Annotated in this window: 17 protein-coding genes and 1 tRNA gene; 9 read left to right on the top strand and 9 right to left on the bottom strand. The window is 65.6% G+C overall.

What is annotated here, in order from left to right:
• Positions 1 to 16 precede the first annotated feature (16 nt).
• The 4 genes from E7V67_018865 (at position 17) to E7V67_018850 (ending at position 2,412) form a co-directional block, all read left to right on the top strand.
• Positions 17 to 613 carry a MarC family protein gene (locus E7V67_018865; protein ID WUR11750.1) on the top strand — a complete coding sequence of 199 codons (597 nt, stop codon included), beginning with the start codon at positions 17 to 19 and terminating at the stop codon, positions 611 to 613.
• A gap of 143 nt (positions 614 to 756) precedes the next feature.
• Positions 757 to 1,434 carry a hypothetical protein gene (locus tag E7V67_018860; protein ID WUR11749.1) on the top strand — a complete coding sequence of 226 codons (678 nt, stop codon included), beginning with the start codon at positions 757 to 759 and terminating at the stop codon, positions 1,432 to 1,434.
• Between the two features lie 37 nt (positions 1,435 to 1,471).
• Entirely contained in the window at positions 1,472 to 1,885 is a 414-nt protein-coding gene (locus tag E7V67_018855) for a lysozyme inhibitor LprI family protein (GenBank protein WUR11748.1), read from the top strand.
• Between the two features lie 221 nt (positions 1,886 to 2,106).
• The gene (locus E7V67_018850; GenBank protein WUR11747.1) at positions 2,107 to 2,412 is read left to right on the top strand and encodes a cupin domain-containing protein; all 306 of its coding nucleotides are present in this window, start codon (positions 2,107 to 2,109) and stop codon (positions 2,410 to 2,412) included.
• Positions 2,413 to 2,429: 17 nt separating this feature from the next.
• Here E7V67_018850 and E7V67_018845 read toward each other — a convergent pair whose 3' ends face one another.
• The gene (locus tag E7V67_018845) at positions 2,430 to 3,041 is read right to left on the bottom strand and encodes a hypothetical protein (protein ID WUR11746.1); all 612 of its coding nucleotides are present in this window, start codon (positions 3,039 to 3,041) and stop codon (positions 2,430 to 2,432) included.
• 72 nt (positions 3,042 to 3,113) lie between these two features.
• Positions 3,114 to 5,198 carry an excinuclease ABC subunit UvrB gene (gene uvrB, locus E7V67_018840; protein WUR11745.1) on the bottom strand — a complete coding sequence of 695 codons (2,085 nt, stop codon included), beginning with the start codon at positions 5,196 to 5,198 and terminating at the stop codon, positions 3,114 to 3,116.
• A 110-nt stretch (positions 5,199 to 5,308) separates the two neighbouring features.
• Here uvrB and E7V67_018835 point away from each other — a divergent pair, with 110 nt between their 5' ends.
• From E7V67_018835 to E7V67_018825, 3 genes are all read left to right on the top strand, one after another.
• Positions 5,309 to 6,511 (top strand): amino acid aminotransferase, encoded by a 1,203-nt coding sequence (locus E7V67_018835; protein ID WUR11744.1) that lies wholly within the window; start codon positions 5,309 to 5,311, stop codon positions 6,509 to 6,511.
• A gap of 145 nt (positions 6,512 to 6,656) precedes the next feature.
• Positions 6,657 to 6,732: transfer RNA gene (locus tag E7V67_018830), tRNA-Asn, on the top strand.
• An 89-nt stretch (positions 6,733 to 6,821) separates the two neighbouring features.
• A complete protein-coding gene (locus tag E7V67_018825) occupies positions 6,822 to 7,070 on the top strand; it encodes a hypothetical protein (GenBank protein WUR11743.1) in 249 nt (82 codons plus the stop codon).
• Between the two features lie 14 nt (positions 7,071 to 7,084).
• Here the strand turns inward: E7V67_018825 and E7V67_018820 are convergent, their stop codons facing one another.
• Complete coding sequence (locus E7V67_018820; protein ID WUR11742.1) at positions 7,085 to 7,468, bottom strand: hypothetical protein; 384 nt, start codon at positions 7,466 to 7,468, stop codon at positions 7,085 to 7,087.
• Between the two features lie 3 nt (positions 7,469 to 7,471).
• Complete coding sequence (locus tag E7V67_018815; GenBank protein ID WUR11741.1) at positions 7,472 to 8,041, bottom strand: hypothetical protein; 570 nt, start codon at positions 8,039 to 8,041, stop codon at positions 7,472 to 7,474.
• A gap of 177 nt (positions 8,042 to 8,218) precedes the next feature.
• Here E7V67_018815 and E7V67_018810 point away from each other — a divergent pair, with 177 nt between their 5' ends.
• A complete protein-coding gene (locus E7V67_018810) occupies positions 8,219 to 8,710 on the top strand; it encodes a type VI secretion system tube protein Hcp (GenBank protein ID WUR11740.1) in 492 nt (163 codons plus the stop codon).
• A 51-nt stretch (positions 8,711 to 8,761) separates the two neighbouring features.
• On the opposite strand, the gene E7V67_018805 is transcribed toward E7V67_018810, so the two are convergent.
• Genes E7V67_018805 through E7V67_018790 form a run of 4 tightly spaced genes read right to left on the bottom strand, consistent with a single transcriptional unit; the run spans position 8,762 to position 16,911 of the window.
• Positions 8,762 to 9,523, bottom strand: a complete 762-nt coding sequence (locus E7V67_018805; GenBank protein WUR11739.1) for a ThuA domain-containing protein — start codon at positions 9,521 to 9,523, stop codon at positions 8,762 to 8,764.
• An 11-nt stretch (positions 9,524 to 9,534) separates the two neighbouring features.
• Positions 9,535 to 12,534, bottom strand: a complete 3,000-nt coding sequence (locus E7V67_018800) for a glycosyl hydrolase family 28-related protein (GenBank protein ID WUR11738.1) — start codon at positions 12,532 to 12,534, stop codon at positions 9,535 to 9,537.
• Positions 12,535 to 12,537: 3 nt separating this feature from the next.
• Positions 12,538 to 13,845 carry a gluconate:H+ symporter gene (locus E7V67_018795; GenBank protein WUR11737.1) on the bottom strand — a complete coding sequence of 436 codons (1,308 nt, stop codon included), beginning with the start codon at positions 13,843 to 13,845 and terminating at the stop codon, positions 12,538 to 12,540.
• Positions 13,846 to 13,851: 6 nt separating this feature from the next.
• Positions 13,852 to 16,911 (bottom strand): TonB-dependent receptor, encoded by a 3,060-nt coding sequence (locus tag E7V67_018790; GenBank protein WUR11736.1) that lies wholly within the window; start codon positions 16,909 to 16,911, stop codon positions 13,852 to 13,854.
• Between the two features lie 406 nt (positions 16,912 to 17,317).
• Here E7V67_018790 and E7V67_018785 point away from each other — a divergent pair, with 406 nt between their 5' ends.
• Positions 17,318 to 17,869, top strand: coding sequence for an FxDxF family PEP-CTERM protein (locus tag E7V67_018785; protein WUR11735.1), 552 nt, complete (start codon positions 17,318 to 17,320; stop codon positions 17,867 to 17,869).
• 107 nt (positions 17,870 to 17,976) lie between these two features.
• On the opposite strand, the gene E7V67_018780 is transcribed toward E7V67_018785, so the two are convergent.
• Positions 17,977 to 21,228 carry a vWA domain-containing protein gene (locus E7V67_018780; protein ID WUR11734.1) on the bottom strand — a complete coding sequence of 1,084 codons (3,252 nt, stop codon included), beginning with the start codon at positions 21,226 to 21,228 and terminating at the stop codon, positions 17,977 to 17,979.
• Positions 21,229 to 21,234: the final 6 nt, after the last annotated feature.

Here is a 21,234-nt window from a genome sequence, read left to right as displayed (position 1 = left end):
AGAACAAGAGAACACCATGACCGAAAACTTTTTCCAGACCTTCATCCTGCTGCTGCTCGTGACCGACCCGTTCGGCAACGTGCCGCTGTTCGCCACGGCGCTGGCGCCCGTCGCTCCGGCCAAGCGGCCCAGGATCGTCGTGCGCGAATGCCTGATCGCGTTTATCGTACTGCTGACCTTCATGTTCTTCGGCCGCCACTTCCTGCAGGCGCTGTCGCTGTCGGAAGTGTCGCTGCGCATCGCCGGCAGCGTGATTCTGATGATGATCGCGATCCGCATGGTGTTCCCGCATCCGGACGGGGTACTGGGCAAGACCGACGGTGGCGAGCCGTTCATCGTGCCGCTGGCGATTCCCGCGCTGGCCGGCCCGTCCGCGCTGGCGACCGTGCTGCTGTTCTCGCGCGAGAGCGCGGGCGAGGTGGCGATCCACGTCGCCGCCTTGGCTGCCGTGGTCGTGGTCTGGCTGGCCGTGTTCCTGGGCGCCGAGAAGCTGCAGAAGGTGCTGGGCACGCAGGTGATGACGGCGTTCGAGCGGCTGATGGGGCTGATCCTGGCGGCGATCTCGGTGGAGATGTTGTTGGGTGGCGTGCGGGAGTTTGTCAAGACTCTGTAGGTAGGGTCATTTCCGTGAGAATTGGTGACTTTTTGATATTTATCTGACTGCTATCATCCTGTGCTGCGCCACTGCAGGCCGCCCCGCGGCTGCTTGCATGACTGGGCACCTCCTTCCCAGCGTCGTATTCAACAGGATGTCAGATGAAAAAAATAGCACTTGTACTCCCGGCATTGGTACTGCTCGCGGGCTGCGGCAGCAGCAACAGCTACCTTGCCCAGCGCAACAGCACGGTCGAGATGTATCACATCTTCGATATCAAGACAGACGCGCCAACCGCGACCGTCATCAAGGCGGCGGCCGATGGCCTGGCCCGTAACACGAACGAAATCCACCAAAACACGCCGCTGCAGCTTGGCAAAACCGTACCCGTCGAGCCGGGCCGCTTCGTGATCGAGGATATCGGTGCCAAGCTGGCGGGCTCCAACACCGGCATGGGCGCCATGCTGCAGATGGCCGCGATGAAGAACGGTGGCGTCGGCCTGAAGACGGCCAAGTGCGACGGCGCGGTATGGACGTCGCGCGCCTTGCGCAGCATCGCCGGCTCCAACAACCTGACGCTGTACAGCTGCCTGTACAAATACCAGGCTGGCTACCACCTCGACACGTACGCCGTCTTCAACAAGACCGAAGGTGGCTTGGCCCAGGTGTCGCGCGACATCGCGAGCTCGCTGGTCGGCACGCCGGAGCAGTGGGTGACCAAGACCATCCTCGACACGGTGCGTTCGATCGAAGCCGCCACCGGCGCGAAGATGGTGCGCCTGGAAGGGCAGCCGGAGTTGAACGAGCTGCCAAGCGGTGCCCTCGTCGGCAAGAATTAACGCGCTGGCCGTCCATTGCCGTGAACAGAACCTGAATATGATCAAGCGAACATTGCACATCTTGGTCGCCAGCCTCGTGCTGTCCTCCACGCTGGCGGCGGCCCAGGAATACCGCTGCAACCGCGCCGGCATCCAGCCCGAGCTGGAAGCCTGCGCGGCCGACGATTTCAAGAAGGCCGACAAGGAACTGAACGCCACGTGGCAGGCATTGCTGCGCAAGGAAGCTGACGACAAGGTCTTCATCGCCAAGCTGCGCACGGCGCAGAAAGCCTGGCTGGCTTTCCGCGATGCCGAACTGGAAGCCCACTTCGCCTGCGACAGCGACAACAGCCGCATGTGCTGGGGTTCGATGGAGGGAATGTCCTACCTGATGCGCAAGAAGGACCTGACGCAGCAGCGCACGAAAATGCTGAAGGACATGCTCGAGCGTGGGCACGGGCATTACCAGTAGTGCCCGCCGCAGCTGAAGCACCGGTGACAGGCACGGCTGGGGTCTGTCCCTGCAAGGGGCTGACCCCGAAGTTTCCTCGCATATTGCTGAAGCCTGAGACAACTTCAGGGTCAGTCCCCATGCGGGGACAGACCCGACTTCCTCGCCATCGCGGCGGTGCAGGCGTTGCGTTATAGTGGTGCACCGGCTCGCTGGCCGGGCGTTTTTGGAGGCAGACCCGCATGTCGCAAACCAAGCTGAAAGATTTCGCCGACGCGTTACCGACGTTCTGGAAGTCCAGCATCGTGGCGCAGGCGGGGAACAGCAACATCAAGATTCTCAAGATGGATGGGCAGAGCTATCCAGCGGAGACGCACGACTACGCGGAAGCGCTCATTGTGCTCGACGGAAAGATGTTCCTCACCGTGGAAGGCGAGCCGGTCGAGGTGCCGGCGGGAGAGATGTACCTCATGCGTGCCGGCGTCGCGCATGCGGTTGAGCCGGGCAGCCACGGCACCCTGATGATCGTCGACCCGGCCGTGGCCTGACAACACAGGATGTGGTTCTAGCGCTGCCCCGATAAGTCCTGTACGGCAGCCAGCGCGCCTGCCAGGTCGCCGCCGACCTGCTTCTTCCACAGCGCCGCCGCGGCCGACAGCTTGCGGGCAGCGAGCAGTTCCATGAATTGCGCACGGGTGGACTCGTCCAGTTGCTGCAACTGGCGCTCGGCCAGCGAGCGCGGCTCGCCATGGCGTCCGCTCGGGTCCAGTTCCATCAGGCTGGAATGCAGCGAATGAATCGGCGCCGCCTTGCCATCCGTTCCCGCGAGCCTGACCGACAGCTCCAGCTCGACCGGCTCGTCGAGCCCTAGCGCCTCGGCGGGATCGTCGATCAGTTGCGCCACGTTGTAGATCAGGTCCACCTGCGTTTCGCGCATCAGGTCGACCAGGTCGGCCGGATCGGCGCCGCTGTCCAGCAAGCGCTGCAGCGCGGCGCCGCCCGAGCGTGCCGGGTCGAGCGGCTGCTTCTCATCGATGACGTTGGCCCACAGGCCGCGCAGCAACAGCTCGCCGAACAGCGAGCGAGCGTCGCCGCGTGCGACATCACGCCCGATCCCCTGGGCGGTGTCGGACGACGTGCCCAGGTTTTCCAGTGCGGTGGTGATATGGTTTGACATGAGATAGCACCGGCGACAGGCACCGATCTGCGGGTCTGAGACCCGCAGATCGGTGCCTGTCCCCAGGGGTTCTTACTTGCCCGTGATCGAAATGACGTCCGCCCCAGGCGCCCCGAACAGCTGCTCCTTCAGCAGGTGCAACTGGTCGCGCACTTGCGCGGCCTTCTCGAACTCCAGGTTCTTGGCGTGGTCGACCATGAGTTTTTCCAGGCGCTTGATTTCCTTCGACACCTGCTTCTGGCTCATCGTCTCGTACTTGGCCGTCTCCTGCGCCGCCTGCAACTGCGTCGACTCCTTGTTCGGGTCGTAGACGCCGTCGATCATGTCCTTGATGACCTTGTTGACGCCGCGCGCGACGATGCCATGCTCCGCGTTGTAGGCGATCTGCTTGGCGCGGCGGCGTTCGGTCTCGTCGATGGCCTTCTTCATCGAGTCCGTCATCTGGTCCGCGTACAGCAGGGCGACGCCGTTCAGGTTGCGGGCGGCGCGGCCGATGGTCTGGATCAGCGAGCGCTCGGAGCGCAGGAAGCCTTCCTTGTCGGCGTCCAGGATCGCCACCAGCGACACCTCCGGCAGGTCCAGGCCCTCGCGCAGCAGGTTGATGCCGACCACCACGTCGAAGGTGCCGATGCGCAGGTCGCGCAGGATTTCCACCCGCTCCACCGTCTCGATATCGCTGTGCAGGTAGCGCACCTTGATGCCATGGTCGGACAGGTACTCGGTCAGCTGCTCGGCCATCCGCTTCGTCAGCGTCGTCACCAGCACGCGCTCGTTCTTGGCGATGCGGTCGGTGATCTCGGACATCAGGTCGTCCACCTGCGTGCGGGCCGGCCGCACGATGACCTGCGGATCGACCAGGCCGGTGGGGCGCACCACCTGCTCGACCACCTGGTCGGCATGCGAATTCTCGTAGTCCGCCGGCGTGGCCGAGACGAAGATGGTCTGGCGCATCTTGGCCTCGAACTCCTCGAACTTCAGCGGCCGGTTGTCCAGCGCGGACGGCAGGCGGAAACCGTAGTCCACCAGGTTGGTCTTGCGCGAGCGGTCGCCGTTGTACATCGCGGAGAGCTGGCCGATCAGGACGTGCGACTCGTCCAGGAACATCAGCGCGTCCTTCGGCAGGTAGTCGATCAGGGTCGGTGGCGGATGGCCCGGCATGGCGCCGGACAGGTGGCGCGAGTAGTTCTCGATGCCCTTGGTGAAGCCGATCTCCGCCATCATCTCCAGGTCGAAACGGGTGCGCTGTTCCAGCCGCTGTTCCTCGATCAGCTTGCCTTCGTTGCGGAAGAATTCGAGTCGGTCGCGCAGCTCGGCCTTGATGCTTTCGATGGCTCGCAGCACCGTCGAGCGCGGCGTCACGTAGTGCGAGCCCGGGTAGACGGTGAAGCGGGGGATCTTCTGGCGCACCCGGCCCGTCAGCGGGTCGAACAGCTGGATCGATTCCAGCTCGTCGTCGAACATTTCCAGGCGCACGGCCAGCTCGGCGTGTTCGGCCGGGAAGATGTCGACGGTATCGCCGCGCACGCGGAACGTGCCGCGGCCGAAGTCCACCTCGTTGCGGGTGTACTGCATCTGGATCAGGCGGGCGATGATGTCGCGCTGGCTGACCTTGTCCTTGGCGCGCAGGGTCAGGATCATCTGGTGGTATTCGTTCGGATTACCGATACCGTAGATGGCCGAGACGGTGGCGACGATGACGACGTCGCGCCGCTCCATCAGCGACTTGGTGCACGACAGCCGCATCTGCTCGATGTGCTCGTTGATCGACGAGTCCTTCTCGATGAACAGGTCGCGCTGCGGCACGTAGGCTTCCGGCTGGTAGTAGTCGTAGTACGAGACGAAGTACTCGACGGCGTTCTGCGGGAAGAACTCGCGGAACTCGCTGTACAGCTGGGCGGCCAGCGTCTTGTTCGGCGCGAACACGATGGCGGGCCGGCCCATGCGGGCGATCACGTTGGCCATCGTGTAGGTCTTGCCGGAACCGGTCACGCCCAGCAGGGTCTGGTACGACAGGCCGTCGGAAATCCCCTCGCACAGCTGTTCGATGGCGGTGGGCTGGTCGCCGGCGGGCGGGAAGGGCTGGTGCAGCTTGAAGGGCGAATCCGGAAAGGCGATGACGGTAGGCTCGGGGCTACCGGCAAGTGATAAATCAGCCATGAAGTCAGACCTTTGTTAGAATAGTGAGCTGACAGTCAGCCGTGTGTGCAACCCGGCGGCATCTGTCATCAATCCGCTGCGAACCGCTTCCAATCGAATCCAATCTTATCATGACGAACCCTTCCGTTTTCAGTGCCATCGAGATGGCTCCGCGCGACCCGATCCTGGGTATCACCGAAGCATTTAACGCAGACACCAATCCCGCCAAGATCAACCTGGGCGTCGGTGTCTATTATGACGACAACGGCAAGGTGCCGCTGTTATCTTGCGTACAGAAGGCCGAAAACATTCTGATTGAGCAGCCCGCTCCCCGTACCTACCTGCCCATCGAGGGCCTGGCCGCGTACGACAAGGCGGTGCAAGAGCTGGTATTTGGTGCCGACAGTGCCGTAGTTCAAGAGCGCCGCGCGATCACCGTGCAGGCCATCGGCGGCACCGGCGCGCTGAAGCTGGGCGCCGACTTCCTGCAGCGTTTCTCGCCGGCGTCGGAAGTGTTCATCAGCGACCCGAGCTGGGAAAACCACCGCGCGCTGTTCGAAAGCGCCGGCTTCAAGGTCAACAATTACACCTACTACGACCCGGCCACCCACGGCGTCAACTTCGAAGGCATGCTGGCCGCGCTGAAGGCCATGCCGTCCGGCTCCGTCGTCGTGCTGCACGCCTGCTGCCACAACCCGACCGGCGCCGACCTGACGAGCCAGCAGTGGGACCAGGTCATCGACGCCGTCGTCACGCGCGGCCTGATCCCGTTCCTGGACATGGCCTACCAGGGCTTCGGTGCCGGCATCGCCGAGGATGGCGCCGTGGTGCGCCGCTTCGCCGCCACCGGCGTGCCGCTGCTGGTATCGAACTCGTTCTCGAAGTCGTTCTCGCTGTACGGCGAGCGCGTGGGCGCGCTGTCCGTCGTGGCGTCCAGCGCCGACGAAGCGGCCCGCCTGCTGTCGCAACTGAAGCGTGTGGTGCGCACCAACTATTCGAACCCGCCGGTGCACGGTGGCAAGGTCGTCGCCACCGTGCTGGCCACGCCGGAACTGCGCCAGCTGTGGGAAGACGAGCTGGCCGCGATGCGCGTGCGCATCAAGGAAACCCGCGACGCCTTCGTCAAGAAGCTGAAGGAAAAGGCACCGCAGCACGATTTCGAATTCGTGCGCCAGCAGGTCGGCATGTTCTCGTACTCGGGCCTGACGAAAGAACAGGTTGCCAAGCTGCGCGAGCAGTCGATCTACGCGGTGGACACGGGCCGCATCTGCGTGGCGGCATTGAACTCGCGCAACCTCGACACCGTGGTTGACGCGATCGCCAAAGTCCTCTAAAATCCTGCTTCTTCGCTGATGCACGCTGTGTTGTGCGAGTCAGCGAGGAAGTAGTCTGGCAGTAGGGTGGTCAGGGTAATAAAAGTAGCGCAGCAGAAATAGTGTTGCGCAAGTTGCCCGGAACGATTACAATGCTGCCATCTAATCCCTGATAGCTCAGTCGGTAGAGCGACGGACTGTTAATCCGCAGGTCCCTGGTTCGAGTCCAGGTCGGGGAGCCAGAATTCAAGCGAAAGCCCAGCCTTTACCGGTTGGGCTTTTTGCTTTCCGGCGTCGGATAGCCCTTTCATCATTTCTTCAAGCAGCCACCATGGACAACGTCGACCAGCGCTACCTCGTACAACAAAACAAGATCAGCGATGGCGACAGGAAGCCACCGGTGTTCGCCAAGGTCATGCGCAGCAAGGAAGGGGTGTTCGAAGGCGTTTCCTTCATCCGCAACAAGGACAAGGCAACTGTGATGACGGTGGCGCAGGCGCAGGAAGTCATCGATTGGGCGGGCAGGAAGAAGGCGGCTGCCAGCGAATATGTGACGAAGATTATTTGCGTGGGGCAGTGAGCTCGCGGGGTGCGCTAGCACTCGAGCGATGCCCAAGGCCATGGCGAGGCGATGTCCCGCAGGGCAGCCTTGATCGATACGTGCATATGATGCGTATGGCCGTTCTTGCCATGGTAGGGGCGCCACCCTTCGCCGGCAGACGATGTGTTGTAGATCTGCCGGTTCCATATCACGTAACTTACCCGATAATCCAGCAGCGCGAGCTTGGCGAAGAAATGGCAGTCTACGCCATTGGCCGGGTCGTGGGTCAGATCGAACGCGTTGCCGTCGTTGTGGTCGCTCTTTCTTTTTTGATGCGCCGCGTCTCCCATTAGTCCGTCCGCGTCACGGTTCCGGTTGGGGCACAGTGCGGTGGCATCGGCAAGCGCTCGCTTGCATGCGGCTGAGGGCTGAGGCATAGGTCATCCTTTCTCCGGTGTGGTTGCAGCGATCTCGTGCAGGCAGGGAGCGGCCGACTCCGACGCTGCTTCGCGCGCAAGCGCGGCGGCCCCTGGCTTGCTGGCATCAATTCGGTGGGTTACACACGCTGTATCACGACGGATCTTCGCTACGGCAAGTAGCGGGCGCGCTTGCGGATGCTCGGGGTCGCGCTGATCCAGCGTATCGACGCGAACAATGACTGCGACAGGGATAGACCTGCCGCCGTCCGTATGGATCACCCACTCTGCCCGCCGACCCAGCGTCGAGAACCCGCGCGTAATGACTCCCCAGTAGTCCAGGGCAAACGAGCGACGGTCCGGTGCGATGACATTCACGGTAACGCGCTCGTCGTCCTCGATGATATGCAGTCGATAGCCATGCACGCCTGGGCACTCGGTCGTCCGGGCACCAGTGGCTCTATCGTCCACCTGCGTCACACATGACTTACCAGCGAGTGGACTGAAGGCGAATCTATAGTCTTCTTCCGCGAGCCTGTCTGTGGCGAAAACGGACATGACTGCGCACGAAAAAAATTTCGAGATCGTATGCATCGAACTCCTCCGAGAAGCTTTACATTGGCGATTCGCATAACCGGGCGTTCTGCGTGGCCTCAGCATGCCCCCATCGCAGCCGTGTGTACCTGCGCTCCCTCAACATGGCGAACAGCAGTCCGATAGAGCATCGGCGGATACCTGCATGTTTCGATGTTCCATGTCTTGGGAGGCGTTATGGCAATCGATGTGTATCTGCAAATTGATGGAATCAAGGGCGAGTCGGCGGACGAGAAGCACAAGGAATGGATCGAATGTACATCCGCGGTCTGGAGCGTCATGCAGCCGAAGTCGGCTACCGCGTCTACCGGCGGGGGGCACACGGCCGAACGGTGCGAGCATGGCGACGTCGTGATTTCAAAGCTCACCGACCTTGCGTCACCGATGCTGTTGCAGACCTGCTCGGCAGGCAGGACGATCCCAAAAGCGAAATTCGAATTCATGCGCGCCGATGGACATGGCGAGCGCGTGAAGTACTTTGAGATCGAGCTCGAGAATGTGCTGATCGGTGCTGTCGTACCGAACGTGATGGCTGGTTCCATCCTGACGGAGCACGTAAGCCTGAAGTTCGCCAAGGTGAAGTGGAAGTACACGCAGCAGAAAATAACGGGCGGAGCTGGTGGCAGTACCACGGGCGGTTGGGATCTCTCTGCAAACAAGGTGTGTTGAACCTTCCATGGTGGCTTCCCGCCGCGCGCTCGAGGAGCTGACCGTAAGCCGCTAGCGTGCGGTCTGTCCTCGTCCTTGCGCCGCCCAGTAAATCCCACCCATCAAATGCCCCAGGTACTGCGCATCGCGGTACATCTCGCCGTTGTGCCCCAGCGTGGTGACGAACACACGCCCCTGTTCCACCCGGTGGTACCACGCCACCGGGTGCTCGCGCCCCATGCCCTTCGCCACCTGGCCCGGCCAGATCTTCGTCGGGTCGTAGCTGGATTCGTCCACGTTCAGCACCGGCTGGATCGTCACGTTGTAGGGATTGGTGGTGACGTAGAACTCGTCGCTCCAGATCCAGCGCTCCGGCAGGCCGAACGTGGCCGGGAAACCCCTGTCCACGACGGTGACGACACCCGTCTGCAGCATCGGATGCACGCCCACGCGGCGGCCGACCAGCTTCTCGTACCACGGCCATGCGTTTGGCGGCGTGATCGCGGCGCGGTGCACGACGATGGCATTGCCGCCGCCTTTCATGTAGGCCTCGAAGCCGGCGCGCTGGCGAGCGTTCAGCTCTTCGCCCGGCGTGTTGAGGAACATGACGGCCGCGTACTGTTTCAGGTCGCCGTCGAAGGCCTCGGGACGGTGCGTGTACGTGACCTCGAACGAATGCAGCTTGCCCAGCTTTTCCAGGCTGTCGCGCGCGATCGGGATGTATTCGTAGTGGTACTTGCCCGGCATCGCCAGCACCAGCAGCTTGAACTGGCTGTCGGCCAGCGCGTCGGTGCCTGCCGCCAGTGCCAGGGCTGCGATGGCGATGCGTTTCATGTGTTCTCCCTTCATTCGATGCGCGCCGCATACAGCGCACGGTGCGCCAGGATGAACAGCGTGCGCCGGTCGGCGCCGCCGAAGATCAGTTGCAGCGGGCGTTCCGGCACGTCGATGCGGCCACGCTCTTTGCCGTCGGGGCCGTACACGAACACCTGGCCGTTGGCCACGTAGACGTTGCCCGCGTCGTCCACCGCCGCGCTCTCGCCGCCGCGGTCCGCGACCTGCTTCAGCTCCGTGATGGCGCCGCCTGCGCCCACCACGCCGCTGAAGGTGCGGTTCTCCGAGCCGTTGGTGAACACCACACGCTGGCCCACCGGCGCGCTGACGAAGCCGTGCGCGTTCAGGCCATGCGACCAGCGGTAGCCCAGGTGATCGGCCGCGCCCTGGCGCAGCACACGGTAGGCCGGCAGTACCAGGCTGCCGTCCGGCGACACGTATTCGCGCGCCTGCGGCTGCGCCACGTCGCGCGCGAACATCTCGGCCAGGGTCGTGAATTCCATGGTGCGCGGGTCGAGCTGGTCGCGGAACTCGCCGTTCTGCCAGAAGTTGACGGGCACCGCGACCTGGGCGCCGGACCGTGGTGCGACCGGCGTCGGCTGGATCATGGTGACCTCCGTCGCGGGAGCGCGCGGCTTGAAGGCATACACGGTGGCCTGCGGTCCGAACGACGACAGCACCAGCACATTGCCGCTGGCGTCGATGGCGAGGTTGACGGGATCGAGTGGCGCGTCGCGTACGACAGCCAGGCCTTCATCCCGTGCCCAGCTGTGGATGCGGCGCCAGTGGCGGTCGACGAAATACAGCTTGCCGCGCGCATCGACAGCCGCGCCGGCGATCGAATGGAAACCGTCGGCCAGCTTTTCCACTTTACCTTGCGGGAGCGGGGCAGCTTTCTGCCGGCCGGTGTAATCGAGGACGGCAAACTCGCGCTCGCGCACGTCGATGCCGTGCGTGACGTCGCGGATCGCGTTCTCGTACGGGTATTTGCTGGCGCGCAGGAAGGTGGTGCAGCCGTTGTCGTCGCAGGTGGCGAAGCCGCTCTCGCCGTTGACGTGCACGTTGCGGAAGCGGATGTCGCTGGAGTTCGTGATCAGCGCCGCCGCCGGCATGGGCTTGATGGAGCGCGTGACGCGATAGGCGTGGTAGTTCGCGAACAGCAGGTTGCGGCTGTTGCGGATCTCCAGCGACACCGCGTCGGCGCCGTCGCGCACTTCCTCCTCCGTCTGCGGCGCCAGGAATTCCCAGTTCTCCACGTTGTCCAAGACGATCTCGGCACGCACGTGGTGCTCGGCGGACAGCTCGTACACGCGGCCCGGCGTCTTCGTGTTCGTCACGTAGAAACCGGCCTGCGCGTAGCCGCTGGGCGACCAGATGCCGGAGAAGGTGCCGCCGCCATTGTCCGTGACCCAGATGCTGGGGTACTGGCGGTCCCAGTGCGCGGTGGTGTCGAACTTGGCATCCTTGCGATACGGGTCGTTGCGGCTGCCGTCGTACAGGCGGGTGCCGTGGCCGCCCTGGATGCGCACGTCGTCCACCAGCGATTGTGCGCCTGCGCGCCACAGCAATGCCACCGCGCGCTGGTTGACTTCCCCCGTCGCCAGCCCGATGCCGGACACGATCGCATCGCCGCCGCGCGCGCTCTCCAGCAGCGCCTTCGGCGCGCCGGCGCCCTGGTAGGCGGGCGAGCCGTTCGGCAGCAGCAGCTGCGTCAGGCCGGGGTGCAGGCCGACGAGCACACTGTCCGGGCGCAGCCGGATGGTGTCGTTGACCACGTAGAAGCCCAGCGGCAGGTAGACCACGCGGCTGCTGTCGATGGCCTTCTGGATGGCGGCCGTGTCGTCGCTGACGCCGTCGCCGCGCGCGCCGAAGCGGTGCACGTTGCTCCACTCGGCCGTCGGCGGCAGCGCGCGCAGGGCCGGTACCGTGCCCGCGGCGCTCGCGGGCGCGGTGCGGTAGCGCGTATCGAAGCGGCCCGGTTCGCCCAGCCGGTCCAGGGTCAGGCCGTAGGTGAACTCGCTGACGCGGTAGGCCGCGCCGGCGCCGGCGAGCGTGCGGCCGCTGTCGCGAAAGCGCACGAAGGTGGGCACGTTGCGCGCGCTGGCGTTGTCGAAACCGACCTGCGTGTAGACGTTGTTCTCGTTGCTGACGATGAGCGCGGCCTTGGCCACGTTCTCGAAGCGCACGTCCTTGCCCCACAGCCAGTCGCCATAGCCGCGGTCGATCTCGATGCCCACCGGCGTGTCGCGGATCGTCGTGTTGACGAGCGTGAGCCCCGCCTCGTGTTCGCGGATGGCGGCATCGCGCTGGCCGTCGAATGACGAATCCAGCAGCGTGAACTGCCAGGCCGGCGACGTCTTCTCGCTGAGGATGCCGTAGCGCCCGCCGTGGAAGCGCAGGTTGTAGGCGATATTGCCGACCTGGTAGATGCCGGCCAGCGCGGAGCCGAGATGGAAGTCGATGTGGCTCAGGTTCGAGTGCTGGGCCGTGTGCATGCGCACGGCGGCCGCGGCCGGGTTGCCGTCGCCGATCTCGAAGTCCACGTTCGACAACGCCGAGTAGAACGTCGAGGAATTGGCATCGCGTACCGGTGGCCGGTCGCGCGGCACCGCGCCGGGCACGGGCATCGGCACCTTGCCCACGTTGTATTGGTCGCCGCCCGTGAAGATCACCATGTTCGCCACGCCCTGCTGGAAGCCGGGCGTGCGCGGCGCCAGCACGAACACGGGACGGGTCGGGCCGACGCCGTACACGCGCACGGCCAGCGGAATCAGGATGCTGCGCGTGATGCGGTAGCGGCCGGACGGCAGGAACACGACGCCGCCTTCGCCGTCGTTGGCGGCGCGGTCGATCGCCTGCTGCAGCGCGGCGCTGGCATCGGTCTTGCCGTCGGACGGCGCGCGCACGACGATGGCACGCGGATCGGCCGGCAGCGACTGGTAGGCGGACGGGGAGGCGGCAGCCGTGGTGGCGGCCAGCAGCAGGGCAAGCGTGGCAAGCATGGTTCTCATCGATTATCCGATCAACAGCGACAACAGCAGCACGAACAGCAGGCCGAACACGCCGACCAGCGTCTCCATCAGGGTCCACGAGCGGAACGTGTCCGCCAGCGACAGCCCGAAATATTCCTTGAACATCCAGAAGCCCGAGTCATTGACGTGGCTGCACATCAGGCTGCCGGCACCGATGGCCAGTACCATCAGGTTGGCGTCCACGCCGGAACTTTGCGCCAGCGGCGCGACGATGCCGCCGGCCGTGACGCCCGCCACGGTGGCCGAGCCCAGGCAGATGCGGATCACCGTGGCCACCGACCAACCCAGCACCAGCGGCGGCACCGGCAGAGCGCCCAGCATGTCGCCCAGCTCCGCACTGACGCCCGACACCACCAGCACCTGCTTGAGCGCGCCGGCACCGGCGATGATCAGCAGGATCGGCGCGATCTCGCGCATCGCGTCCTGCGCGCCGGCCATCACGGCCGGCAGGCGCTGGCCGCGCGCCAGCCCGAGCGTGATGGCCGCCACGCCATACGACAGCAGCATCACGGTGAGGGGATTGGTCCAGAAGGCGAGAACGGGCGCCAGGTCCGGCCGGGCCATCGTCGCCAGCGTGCCGGCGCCCAGCAGCAGTACCGGCAGCAGTGCCGTCGCAAAGCTGTTGAAGGTGCCCGGCAGGTCGCCATCCGCCACGGCGGTGTTGGCGAACAGCGGCGGTGCGGCCCGGATGCGGCGCAGCGTGGTGGCGAACAGTGGGCCGGCGACGATCAGCGTCGGGATGGCGACGACAAGCCCGTACAGCAGCGTCGTGCCCATGTCTGCGTGCACGGTGGAGACCAGCGCGGTCGGCGCCGGGTGCGGCGGCAGGAAGCCATGCGCGATCGACAGGCCGGCCAGCAGCGGCACGGCCAGCGCGACGGCGGGCCGGCCGGACTGGAACACCAGCGACAGGATCAGCGGCACCAGCAGCACGAAGCCGACGTTGTAGTACAGCGGCACGCCGACCACCAGTCCGGTCACCGTCAGCGCGACGGGCAGGCGGGACGGCCCCATGAAGCCGATCAGGCAGGTGGCGATGCGCCGTGCCGCGCCGCTGTCGGCAATCAGCTTGCCGAACACCGCGCCCAGGCAGATGACGACGACGAGAGAGCCCAGCAGGTCGCCGATGCCTTTCTCGATGGCGCCGGGGATCTGCCCGGGCGGCACGCCGAGAAGAAGGGCCGCCACCAGCGCGGCCACGACGAACGCCAGCAGCGGCTGCACCTTGGCCCAGGCGATCATGGCGGTCAGCAGGCCGACCGCCAGCAGGACGGAGGCAAGATGTCCCATGGCGCGTCAGAAGCTGTAGCGCAGGCCGGCCCGGTAGGCACGCCCGACCACATCGTACAGCGCCGGGTTGATGCCGTAGCTGGCATTGGTCTGCGGCGCGGGCTCCGGATCGCGGTCGGTGACATTGTCGATCTTGAAGTAGGCCTGCAGCTGCTTGCTGAAGTTCCAGCTGCCGCCGATGTCCAGGTAGGTGGCGCCCTTCATCCGGTTGCTGTGGATGGTCGGGTGGATCAGCGTGGAGACAGGGCAGTTGCTCTGGCATTCGATGAAGTCGTTGCGATAGGTACCGTCGCTGATCCAGCGTTCCGTCAGCGACAGCGACAGCTTGTCGTGCTCCCAGGTCTGCTGCGCCAGCACTTTCCACTTCGGCGTATTGCCCATATTGGAACCGGCGCCGTCCACCGGGATCGTGCCGACCACGCCGGAGTCGGTGATGAAGTGCAGCATGCGGGTCCCCAGCGCGCGGAACGTGAAGCGGCCGGGCAGGCCGAATTTGTCGAGATTGGTGCGGTAGGCCGTCTCGATGTCCACGCCCTTGGTGTGCAGCGAAGCGAGGTTGAAGTTCTGCACCGTGACGTAGTTGTTGCCGGGGCTGTTCAGCACCATCGCCGAACAGATCTCCTGGTTGCCCGCCACGCACAGGTCCACTTCCTGCTGGATCGTCAGCGCCGAGATCACGCCGCGCACCTTGATGTCGAAGTAGTCGGCCGAGATGGAAAAGCCGGGCGCCCACTTCGGCTGGTTCAATACGATGCCGAACGAGTTGTTGCGCGCGATCTCCGGCCGCAGCGCGGTATTGCCGACGGTGCGCTCCTGCACAGTGATCGTGTTGCCCTGGTATTGCACGATGTTGTTGACGACGACCGGTGCGGCGAACAGCTCGGAGAGGTTGGGCGCGCGCACGTCCTTCGAGGTCACGCCGCGCAGGCGCAGGCCGTCGATCGGCGTCTGCCAGCTGGCGCCCAGCTTCCAGCTGCCCACGCTGCCGGCGGTGCTGTACTTGGTCTCGCGGTCGGCCAGGTTGAGGTTGGCCTCGCCCCAGATGGCCGATTTCAGGATGGGGATGTTCAGTTCCACGTAGGCTTCGCGCACGTTGTACGAGCCTTGGCCGTTGTGGTAATTCCCGGCGTACCAGTTGTTGCCGACCGTGGTGTTGAGCAGCGGGTCGGCTGGATAGAACGCGTTGTTGGGCGAGTCGGGCGACACGCCGGCACCGTAGGCGTCGCCACGCACGCGGTATTTTTCACGGCGGTATTCGGCACCTGTCGCCAGCGAGACGGGACCGGCCCAGCCTTCGAACAGTTCGCCGTTCAGGTTGAAGCTGGCCACGTCCTGGCTTTGCGTGGTGCGCTGGCGCGGCCCTTGCGCCGGCGCGATATAGGCCCATGCGGCCGGGTCGACCGGATTGTCGCCGATGATGTTGAGCGGCACGCAACCCGATGCCGCCGCAACCGGATTACGGCAGACGATCCGCCCGTCCGGGCCGCGCACGGCGTCGATGGCGGCGTTGTAGCGCGCGTTCAAGGTGATGTCGTGCACGTCGATATTGGTCTTGTTCTCGCCATGCGTCACGTAGGCGTCGTACGACCATTCGCGGCCCAGCAGCTGGAATTTGCCGTCCGCGCCCAGCACGAAGCGGCGCTGCGTGCGCGTCGGGTGCACGTTGATATTGGCCGGGAAGATGGCGTTGGCGGTGCCGTAGGCGAAGCTGGTGATGTTGTTCTGCGCGCAGGCGGCCACGATGGAGGCGGGCAGGAACGGGTTCGAGCACTGGATCGTCAGGTTACCGTTCTTCGCGGCGCCCGGGTTGGGCGAGAAGTGCGAGGCCACCTGGGCGTAGTTGGCCGTGAAGTAGATCTCGTGGTCCGGTGTCAGGTCCCACGACATGCGCGTGTATGCCACCTGGCGCTTGAAGTTCATCGCCAGGTTGGTGCCGGCGCCCACGCTGCCCGAGAGGTCGCCGCCGATGCAGAACGGGTTGACGCAGCCCGTCACGCCGCCGCGGCCGTCCGGCACGCCGTTCGAGCCGTACTGGAACGGAAACGGCACCCCGCCCGGGCCGAACGCGGTGCCCTGCAGCGGGCCGCTGGTGATCAGGCCATATTTCGCGTACTGGTACTGCTGCGCGTGTTCGATGACGCGGTATTGCGGCAGCCCGTCGTTCGTCTGCGCCAGCGGCCGCACGGAGTAAGCGGGGTTCTTGTACCAGGTGCGGCCGTTCGGTCCCACCTCGCCGAAGCCGGGCGAATCGATGCCGTTCTCCTTGGTGAACTCGCCGCTGACCGCCACGTGCAGGCGGTCGTCCAGGAAACCGCGGCCCCAAGCCGCTTGCAAGGTGCCGCCCTTGTCGTCGCTGTACTTCGTCATGCCGCCCTGGACGTTGGCCTTGAAGCCGGTGAACTTCTTGTCGGTGACGAAGTTGACGACGCCGCCGACGGCGTCCGAACCATACGAGGCGGAGGCGCCGCCCGTCACCACATCGACGCGCTTGACCAGCAGTTGCGGGAACTGGCTGACGTCCGTCACGCCGGTGACATTGGCGCCGACCACGCGCTGGCCGTCCAGCAAGGTCAGGGTGCGGATCGTGCCCAGGCCGCGCAGGCTGAGGGACGACAGGCCCTGGATACCGCTGCTGGTGCTGTTGGTGCTGGTGGTGCGGCCCGTGCTGCCTTGCAGCGCCGGCAGTTCGGCCAGCGTGTTGAACAGGTTTGGCTTGGCGGCCTTTTCCAGGTCGGCGGTGGTCAGGCTGGTCGTCGGCGTGGGCTGGGTGAAGCCGCGGGCGACGATGCGTGAGCCGGAGATGCGTACGACGGATGTCGGACTTTCCGGTTCGGCGGAGGCGCCGGACGTGACGACCGCCTGGGCGGTGGCGGCAGCGACGGGTGTGGACGCCGCCGCGTCGGCGGATGGCGTGGCCTGTGCGGCGCCGCTTTGGGCCGCTGGCGCCACGGGTTCGGCTTCGCTTGGCGCGAGGGCGATCAGCTGCGCGGTTGCGTCGATGCCGGGAAGGGCGAACGCGCCGGCGATGGCGAGGCGGATCAGGGTGGGGCGGAACGGTGTACGCATGATGTCTCCATTTTTATGTGGCCTGGGCTCGGATGGCGGGCCTGGCCGGAACGGGCGATGTGGCATGCTGCGCCTGGCTGCCCCGATCGTCGTCGTGGTGCAGATAGCGCTATCAGTATCGCTGTAGTTTTCAACATGCGTGTGGATTTGTAAAGCGTTTATCGACGATGCGGTGCAGCACGCGACGAGTGCAAGCGGTGGAATGCGGCCGATTTCATGCAGCTTCCCTACGGTGGAAGCCTTTTCGTTGATAGCGCTATCAGGATCAACGCGGAATTGTGACGTTCGCGTCTGTGGTGTTTTTGCTACGGGAAGCCGCTAACTCAGCAGTTACCGCGATTGTTGTTGAGTAAACGAAAGTTATTTCATACACTCAAGTTTTGCTAATTTTTTAATAAGGGTGGTCATGAAACTTCGCTCCGCTGTCTCCGCCGTCGCGCTGGCGCTCGTATCGGTCTGTTCTGCACAGGCTGCCGTGTACACGTACACCGGCAACATCACCGAGCGCGATGACATCAACAGCGCACCGACGCATGTCGTGGCGCACTTTGAATTCGATTTCGAAAATTCGCCGGGTGCCGCGTATGACACCTACACCTTCAAATCCTGGGACGTCAGCTACGGGGGAATCAAGCTGAGTTCCGCGGCCGGCAACGGACTGTTGAATCAATTCACTTTCGACGCGGAAAGGAACGTGACTGGTTGGTTCTTTAACGCCAGCGATTCTCTGGACTACACGCAGTACACGCAGAACATTCAATCGCTCTCGGAAAATTTCATTTTCTTCGCGCCGAACGAAGCCCATGACATCATCCTTGATACGACGGGGAACGCTTGGGTGTACAGCAACCAGGGCACGTGGTCCATCGCGCCTTCCGTCCCAGAGCCGGCTACCTACCTGATGCTGGGCCTGGGCCTGGCCGCCGTGGGCTTCGCCAGCCGCAGGCGCCTGGGCTGACGGTTGCGCTGGCGGGGGCTGCCTTGGCGCCCCCTCGAAACCCGAGGTGACGGGCACCTATCCGCGCGCCGGGCGGCGCACGGATGGGAGCCTGTCACCGGTGCCTGTCATAGCCGCCGCGGCGCGATCGCCCGCACGTCGATGGCGCCATCCTCACGCGTGTAGACCGCCGTCACCGCCAGCTCCACGGTGCTGATAATCTCCAGCACACCCGTCGTCAGCGCCACCGTATCCACCGCCGCGCCCAGCAGCATTTCCTGCAGCCGGCAGCAGTCGTCCATCGTGGCGGCATGCGGCGGCAGCGTGATGACGGCCGCCGTCTTCACCGTCGCGACCTGTGGCTCCCGGCCGATCACGGCGCCCGCGAACACCAGGGGGATGATGCGCTTGAGCACCGGCGCCGCCGTGTTGCCGACGTTGTGGATGTTGATCTCGGTGCCATAGCTGCCGGGCCGTACCGGCGTGCAGCCGCAGCAGTTGTCGCGCTGCTCACCGCAGACGAAGGTCACGCTGTACACGTACAGGCGCCTTTCGGCCGGACCCACCACGACCGGTGGACGGCCCGGCTGGCCGATCGTGATGCCGGGCGGCTCGCCCGCGGCCAGGTCCCAGCACAGGTCGACCCGGTAGCTGCCGTTGCCGAGGTCCGTGACGGGACTCGTCAGCACCGTGCCGGTGCGGGGCGCCACCGTCATGTCCGCCGCCCGGCCCGGACCGAAGCGGTTGCCGTAGCGGTCGCGCGGCGTGAAGGTCAGGCGCAGGCAATCGCGCCCGTCCGCGTCCGCGCCCAGCGGTTCCGTGCTGACCAAAGTGCGGCCGCCATCGATGCCGACGTCCACGTGCATCGTCCACACCAGTTCGCGCATGCCGTCGCATTCACCGTAGGTGGCACGGGCGTGGAAGGTATAGTTGCCCTCCATGCGCAGGTAGTCCGGCAGGGCGATGCCCAGCGAGCCGGCGGCTTCGAAGGCGCCGCGGGTGTTGGCCGCGTCTTCCTTCAGGATGAACTGCTCGTCGATGTAGCGGATGGCGGGGCCGTTGGCCTCAATGGCCTGCAGCGTGGCCTGGCGTGCCGGCAGGACGTCGCCATTGACGACCTGCTCCGGCCCCAGCCCATGCTCGCTCAGCAGGTTGCCGATGCCGGCATCGGGACGCGACACGGTCAAGGTCATCGCGACGTGATGCGGCCAGTCGCCGTTGGCCTGGCGCAGCCGCAGCAGCGGCGAGAGGTCGTCGCCCGTGTAGGCACGGTTGCGTTCATATTCCTCGGGCTCGCGCAGCAGGCGCGGGCCGCCGGCCGGGATGACGGAGACGAAGTAGCGCAGCGCCGGCGCGGGCGGCGGAAACTCGCTGCCGCCCGGCCGCAGCACTTCCACCTGCCACACGCCGTCGCGCTCCGCTCCCTGCGGCAGCGGCACACGCAGGTAGACCCAGTTGCGCCCCATCGAGCTCTCGACGCCGGGCGCACCCATTGGCACCACATTGCCGGCCGGCGTGCGCAGGCGCACCAGCAGGGACGCATCCATGCGGTCCCAGCCCACCACGGCCGTCAGCCTTTCCTCGCCGCAGACGCGCAGCGACAGTGGCGGCGCATCCTGGTTGGCCGGCAGGTCGCGCTCGGGATCGAGCAGCACGCCCGCTTCGAAGATATTGCCGAACGCCTGCGAGAAGAACTTCAGCAGCGCCAGTCCGCCGCTGGCGCGGGTATACAGGCCGCCGTGCGCGCCCGCCAGGGTGCTGAGCAGCATGCTGTCCAGGTTAGAGTCGGAACCGAGGCCGATCGCGTGCACGGCGATGCCCTCCAGCGCCGGCTCTACCGATTCGATCGACGGTGCCCGGTTCTGCAGGCCATCCGTCAGCAGCAGGATGGCACGCGGATTCGCGCCCGGCATCGGGAACTGGCCGCGCGCCGCATCCAGGCCGCCGCCGATGCTGGTGGCGCCGCCCGGTGTCAGGCTGCCGACCACGCCGCCCGCATACGGCGGGCCGCCGATCAGCGTGTTCTTGTTCGCGCCGGTGACGGCGGCGATGGCGAAGGTGGGCGCGCCCGCCGTGCTGCTGAACGAGACCAGGCCGACGCGGTTGCCCGTGTCGGCCTGTACCAGCTGGACGAACAGCGAGACGGCGTCCTTGGCCGCGTCGATCTTGCGGCGCCCGGTGCCGTCCGGCTCGTCCATGCTGCCGGAGCGGTCGATGACCAAAACGACGTCGCGCGTGACCGGTGGCGGCGGCGCCGGCGCGATCTCCGTCAGGATCGTCGCGGTGGGGAAGTACAGCAGCTGGGAGCCGGCGCAGGGCGCCCCGTTCGACAGCACGCCGACGATGCGGCCGGCGGCGTCGAACAGCCCCGAGCCGGAGCTGCCGCCGCTGACGTGGAACGTGGTGGGCACGCGCACGCCCATTGCATTCCTGGCCGTGACGGTGGCGAACGACGCATGCGGCAGCGAGATCTTCTTCACCGCGCCATTCGGGTGATGGATGCCGAACACCTGCTCGCCCACGTCCGGCAGGTCGTGCCGCAGCTGGATCGGCGCGATGCCGGGCGGCGCCGTCTTCAGCTGCAGCAGGCTGTAGTCGTAGCCCGAGTCATAGCGCTGCTGCAGCGCCGCTGCCACCTTGTGGAACATGGCGTTGTAGCCGGCCAGCCGGTTGCCGGCGCAATCGGTCTCGTAGTCGAAGGTGACGGAGCTCGTCAGCGCCTCGGCCGGCGCGTGGCAGTGACCCGCCGAGATCACCTTGTCCGCGTCCACCAGGGTCACGGTGCAGGTGGAGACATATTCCACCGGCGAGTACGTATCGGGCGGGTGGATCGAGACGATCATGCCGACGCTGCGGGCGACCTGGGCGCGCAGGTCGGCGGCCGGGATGCAGCGCACGTTTTCCCAGTTCGGCGGCGGGCTGCAGAACCAGAACGGATCGTAGGTCGGTTCCGTGTAGACCGGATCGGGCAGGAACGGATCGCTGTTGGAGAACGACGGGTGGCCCGGTCCGCCGTCGTGCCGCTCGCCGCGGCCGTAGCGGTCGATCTCGGCGCTGCCGCCGGCCCCGCCGACCTCGACGTAGCGCACGGGGATCGTACCGCCGCCAAAGGCATTGACGTTGACGGGACGGGTCCAGAACGCCGCGCCGTCCGCTGCCGTGAACACGTCCGTGTCGTAGCCCAGGTCCACTTCCAGCCGGTTGCTGCCGGGCAGGCTGACGTTCTGGAAATGCAGCATGACGAGCTTGGTGCCGCCGGGTGCGGGCGTGTGGGCGAACGCGAGTTCCCAGACGCCGGGCGACGTGGGTGGGGCGCCCGTGTCGGGGCCGATCGCGGCGGGGGCGCCCAGGACCTGCACGATACCGGTGATGTGGGACATGATGCT

This window comes from [Empedobacter] haloabium, from assembly GCA_008011715.2.
Lineage (GTDB): Bacteria > Pseudomonadota > Gammaproteobacteria > Burkholderiales > Burkholderiaceae_D > Rugamonas > Rugamonas haloabia.
The sequence above is the reverse complement of the archived record's forward strand: the minus strand, read 5'-3'. Positions and strand labels throughout refer to the sequence as shown.

Bases quoted from the DNA above. Each gene is read 5' to 3' on its own strand.
- E7V67_018865 (WUR11750.1), top strand. From the start codon at position 17: ATGACCGAAAACTTTTTCCAGACCTTCATCCTGCTGCTGCTCGTGACC.
- E7V67_018860 (WUR11749.1), top strand. From the start codon at position 757: ATGAAAAAAATAGCACTTGTACTCCCGGCATTGGTACTGCTCGCGGGC.
- E7V67_018855 (WUR11748.1), top strand. From the start codon at position 1,472: ATGATCAAGCGAACATTGCACATCTTGGTCGCCAGCCTCGTGCTGTCC.
- E7V67_018850 (WUR11747.1), top strand. From the start codon at position 2,107: ATGTCGCAAACCAAGCTGAAAGATTTCGCCGACGCGTTACCGACGTTC.
- E7V67_018845 (WUR11746.1), bottom strand. From the start codon at position 3,041: ATGTCAAACCATATCACCACCGCACTGGAAAACCTGGGCACGTCGTCC.
- uvrB (WUR11745.1), bottom strand. From the start codon at position 5,198: ATGGCTGATTTATCACTTGCCGGTAGCCCCGAGCCTACCGTCATCGCC.
- E7V67_018835 (WUR11744.1), top strand. From the start codon at position 5,309: ATGACGAACCCTTCCGTTTTCAGTGCCATCGAGATGGCTCCGCGCGAC.
- E7V67_018825 (WUR11743.1), top strand. From the start codon at position 6,822: ATGGACAACGTCGACCAGCGCTACCTCGTACAACAAAACAAGATCAGC.
- E7V67_018820 (WUR11742.1), bottom strand. From the start codon at position 7,468: ATGCCTCAGCCCTCAGCCGCATGCAAGCGAGCGCTTGCCGATGCCACC.
- E7V67_018815 (WUR11741.1), bottom strand. From the start codon at position 8,041: ATGCATACGATCTCGAAATTTTTTTCGTGCGCAGTCATGTCCGTTTTC.
- E7V67_018810 (WUR11740.1), top strand. From the start codon at position 8,219: ATGGCAATCGATGTGTATCTGCAAATTGATGGAATCAAGGGCGAGTCG.
- E7V67_018805 (WUR11739.1), bottom strand. From the start codon at position 9,523: ATGAAACGCATCGCCATCGCAGCCCTGGCACTGGCGGCAGGCACCGAC.
- E7V67_018800 (WUR11738.1), bottom strand. From the start codon at position 12,534: ATGAGAACCATGCTTGCCACGCTTGCCCTGCTGCTGGCCGCCACCACG.
- E7V67_018795 (WUR11737.1), bottom strand. From the start codon at position 13,845: ATGGGACATCTTGCCTCCGTCCTGCTGGCGGTCGGCCTGCTGACCGCC.
- E7V67_018790 (WUR11736.1), bottom strand. From the start codon at position 16,911: ATGCGTACACCGTTCCGCCCCACCCTGATCCGCCTCGCCATCGCCGGC.
- E7V67_018785 (WUR11735.1), top strand. From the start codon at position 17,318: ATGAAACTTCGCTCCGCTGTCTCCGCCGTCGCGCTGGCGCTCGTATCG.
- E7V67_018780 (WUR11734.1), bottom strand. From the start codon at position 21,228: ATGTCCCACATCACCGGTATCGTGCAGGTCCTGGGCGCCCCCGCCGCG.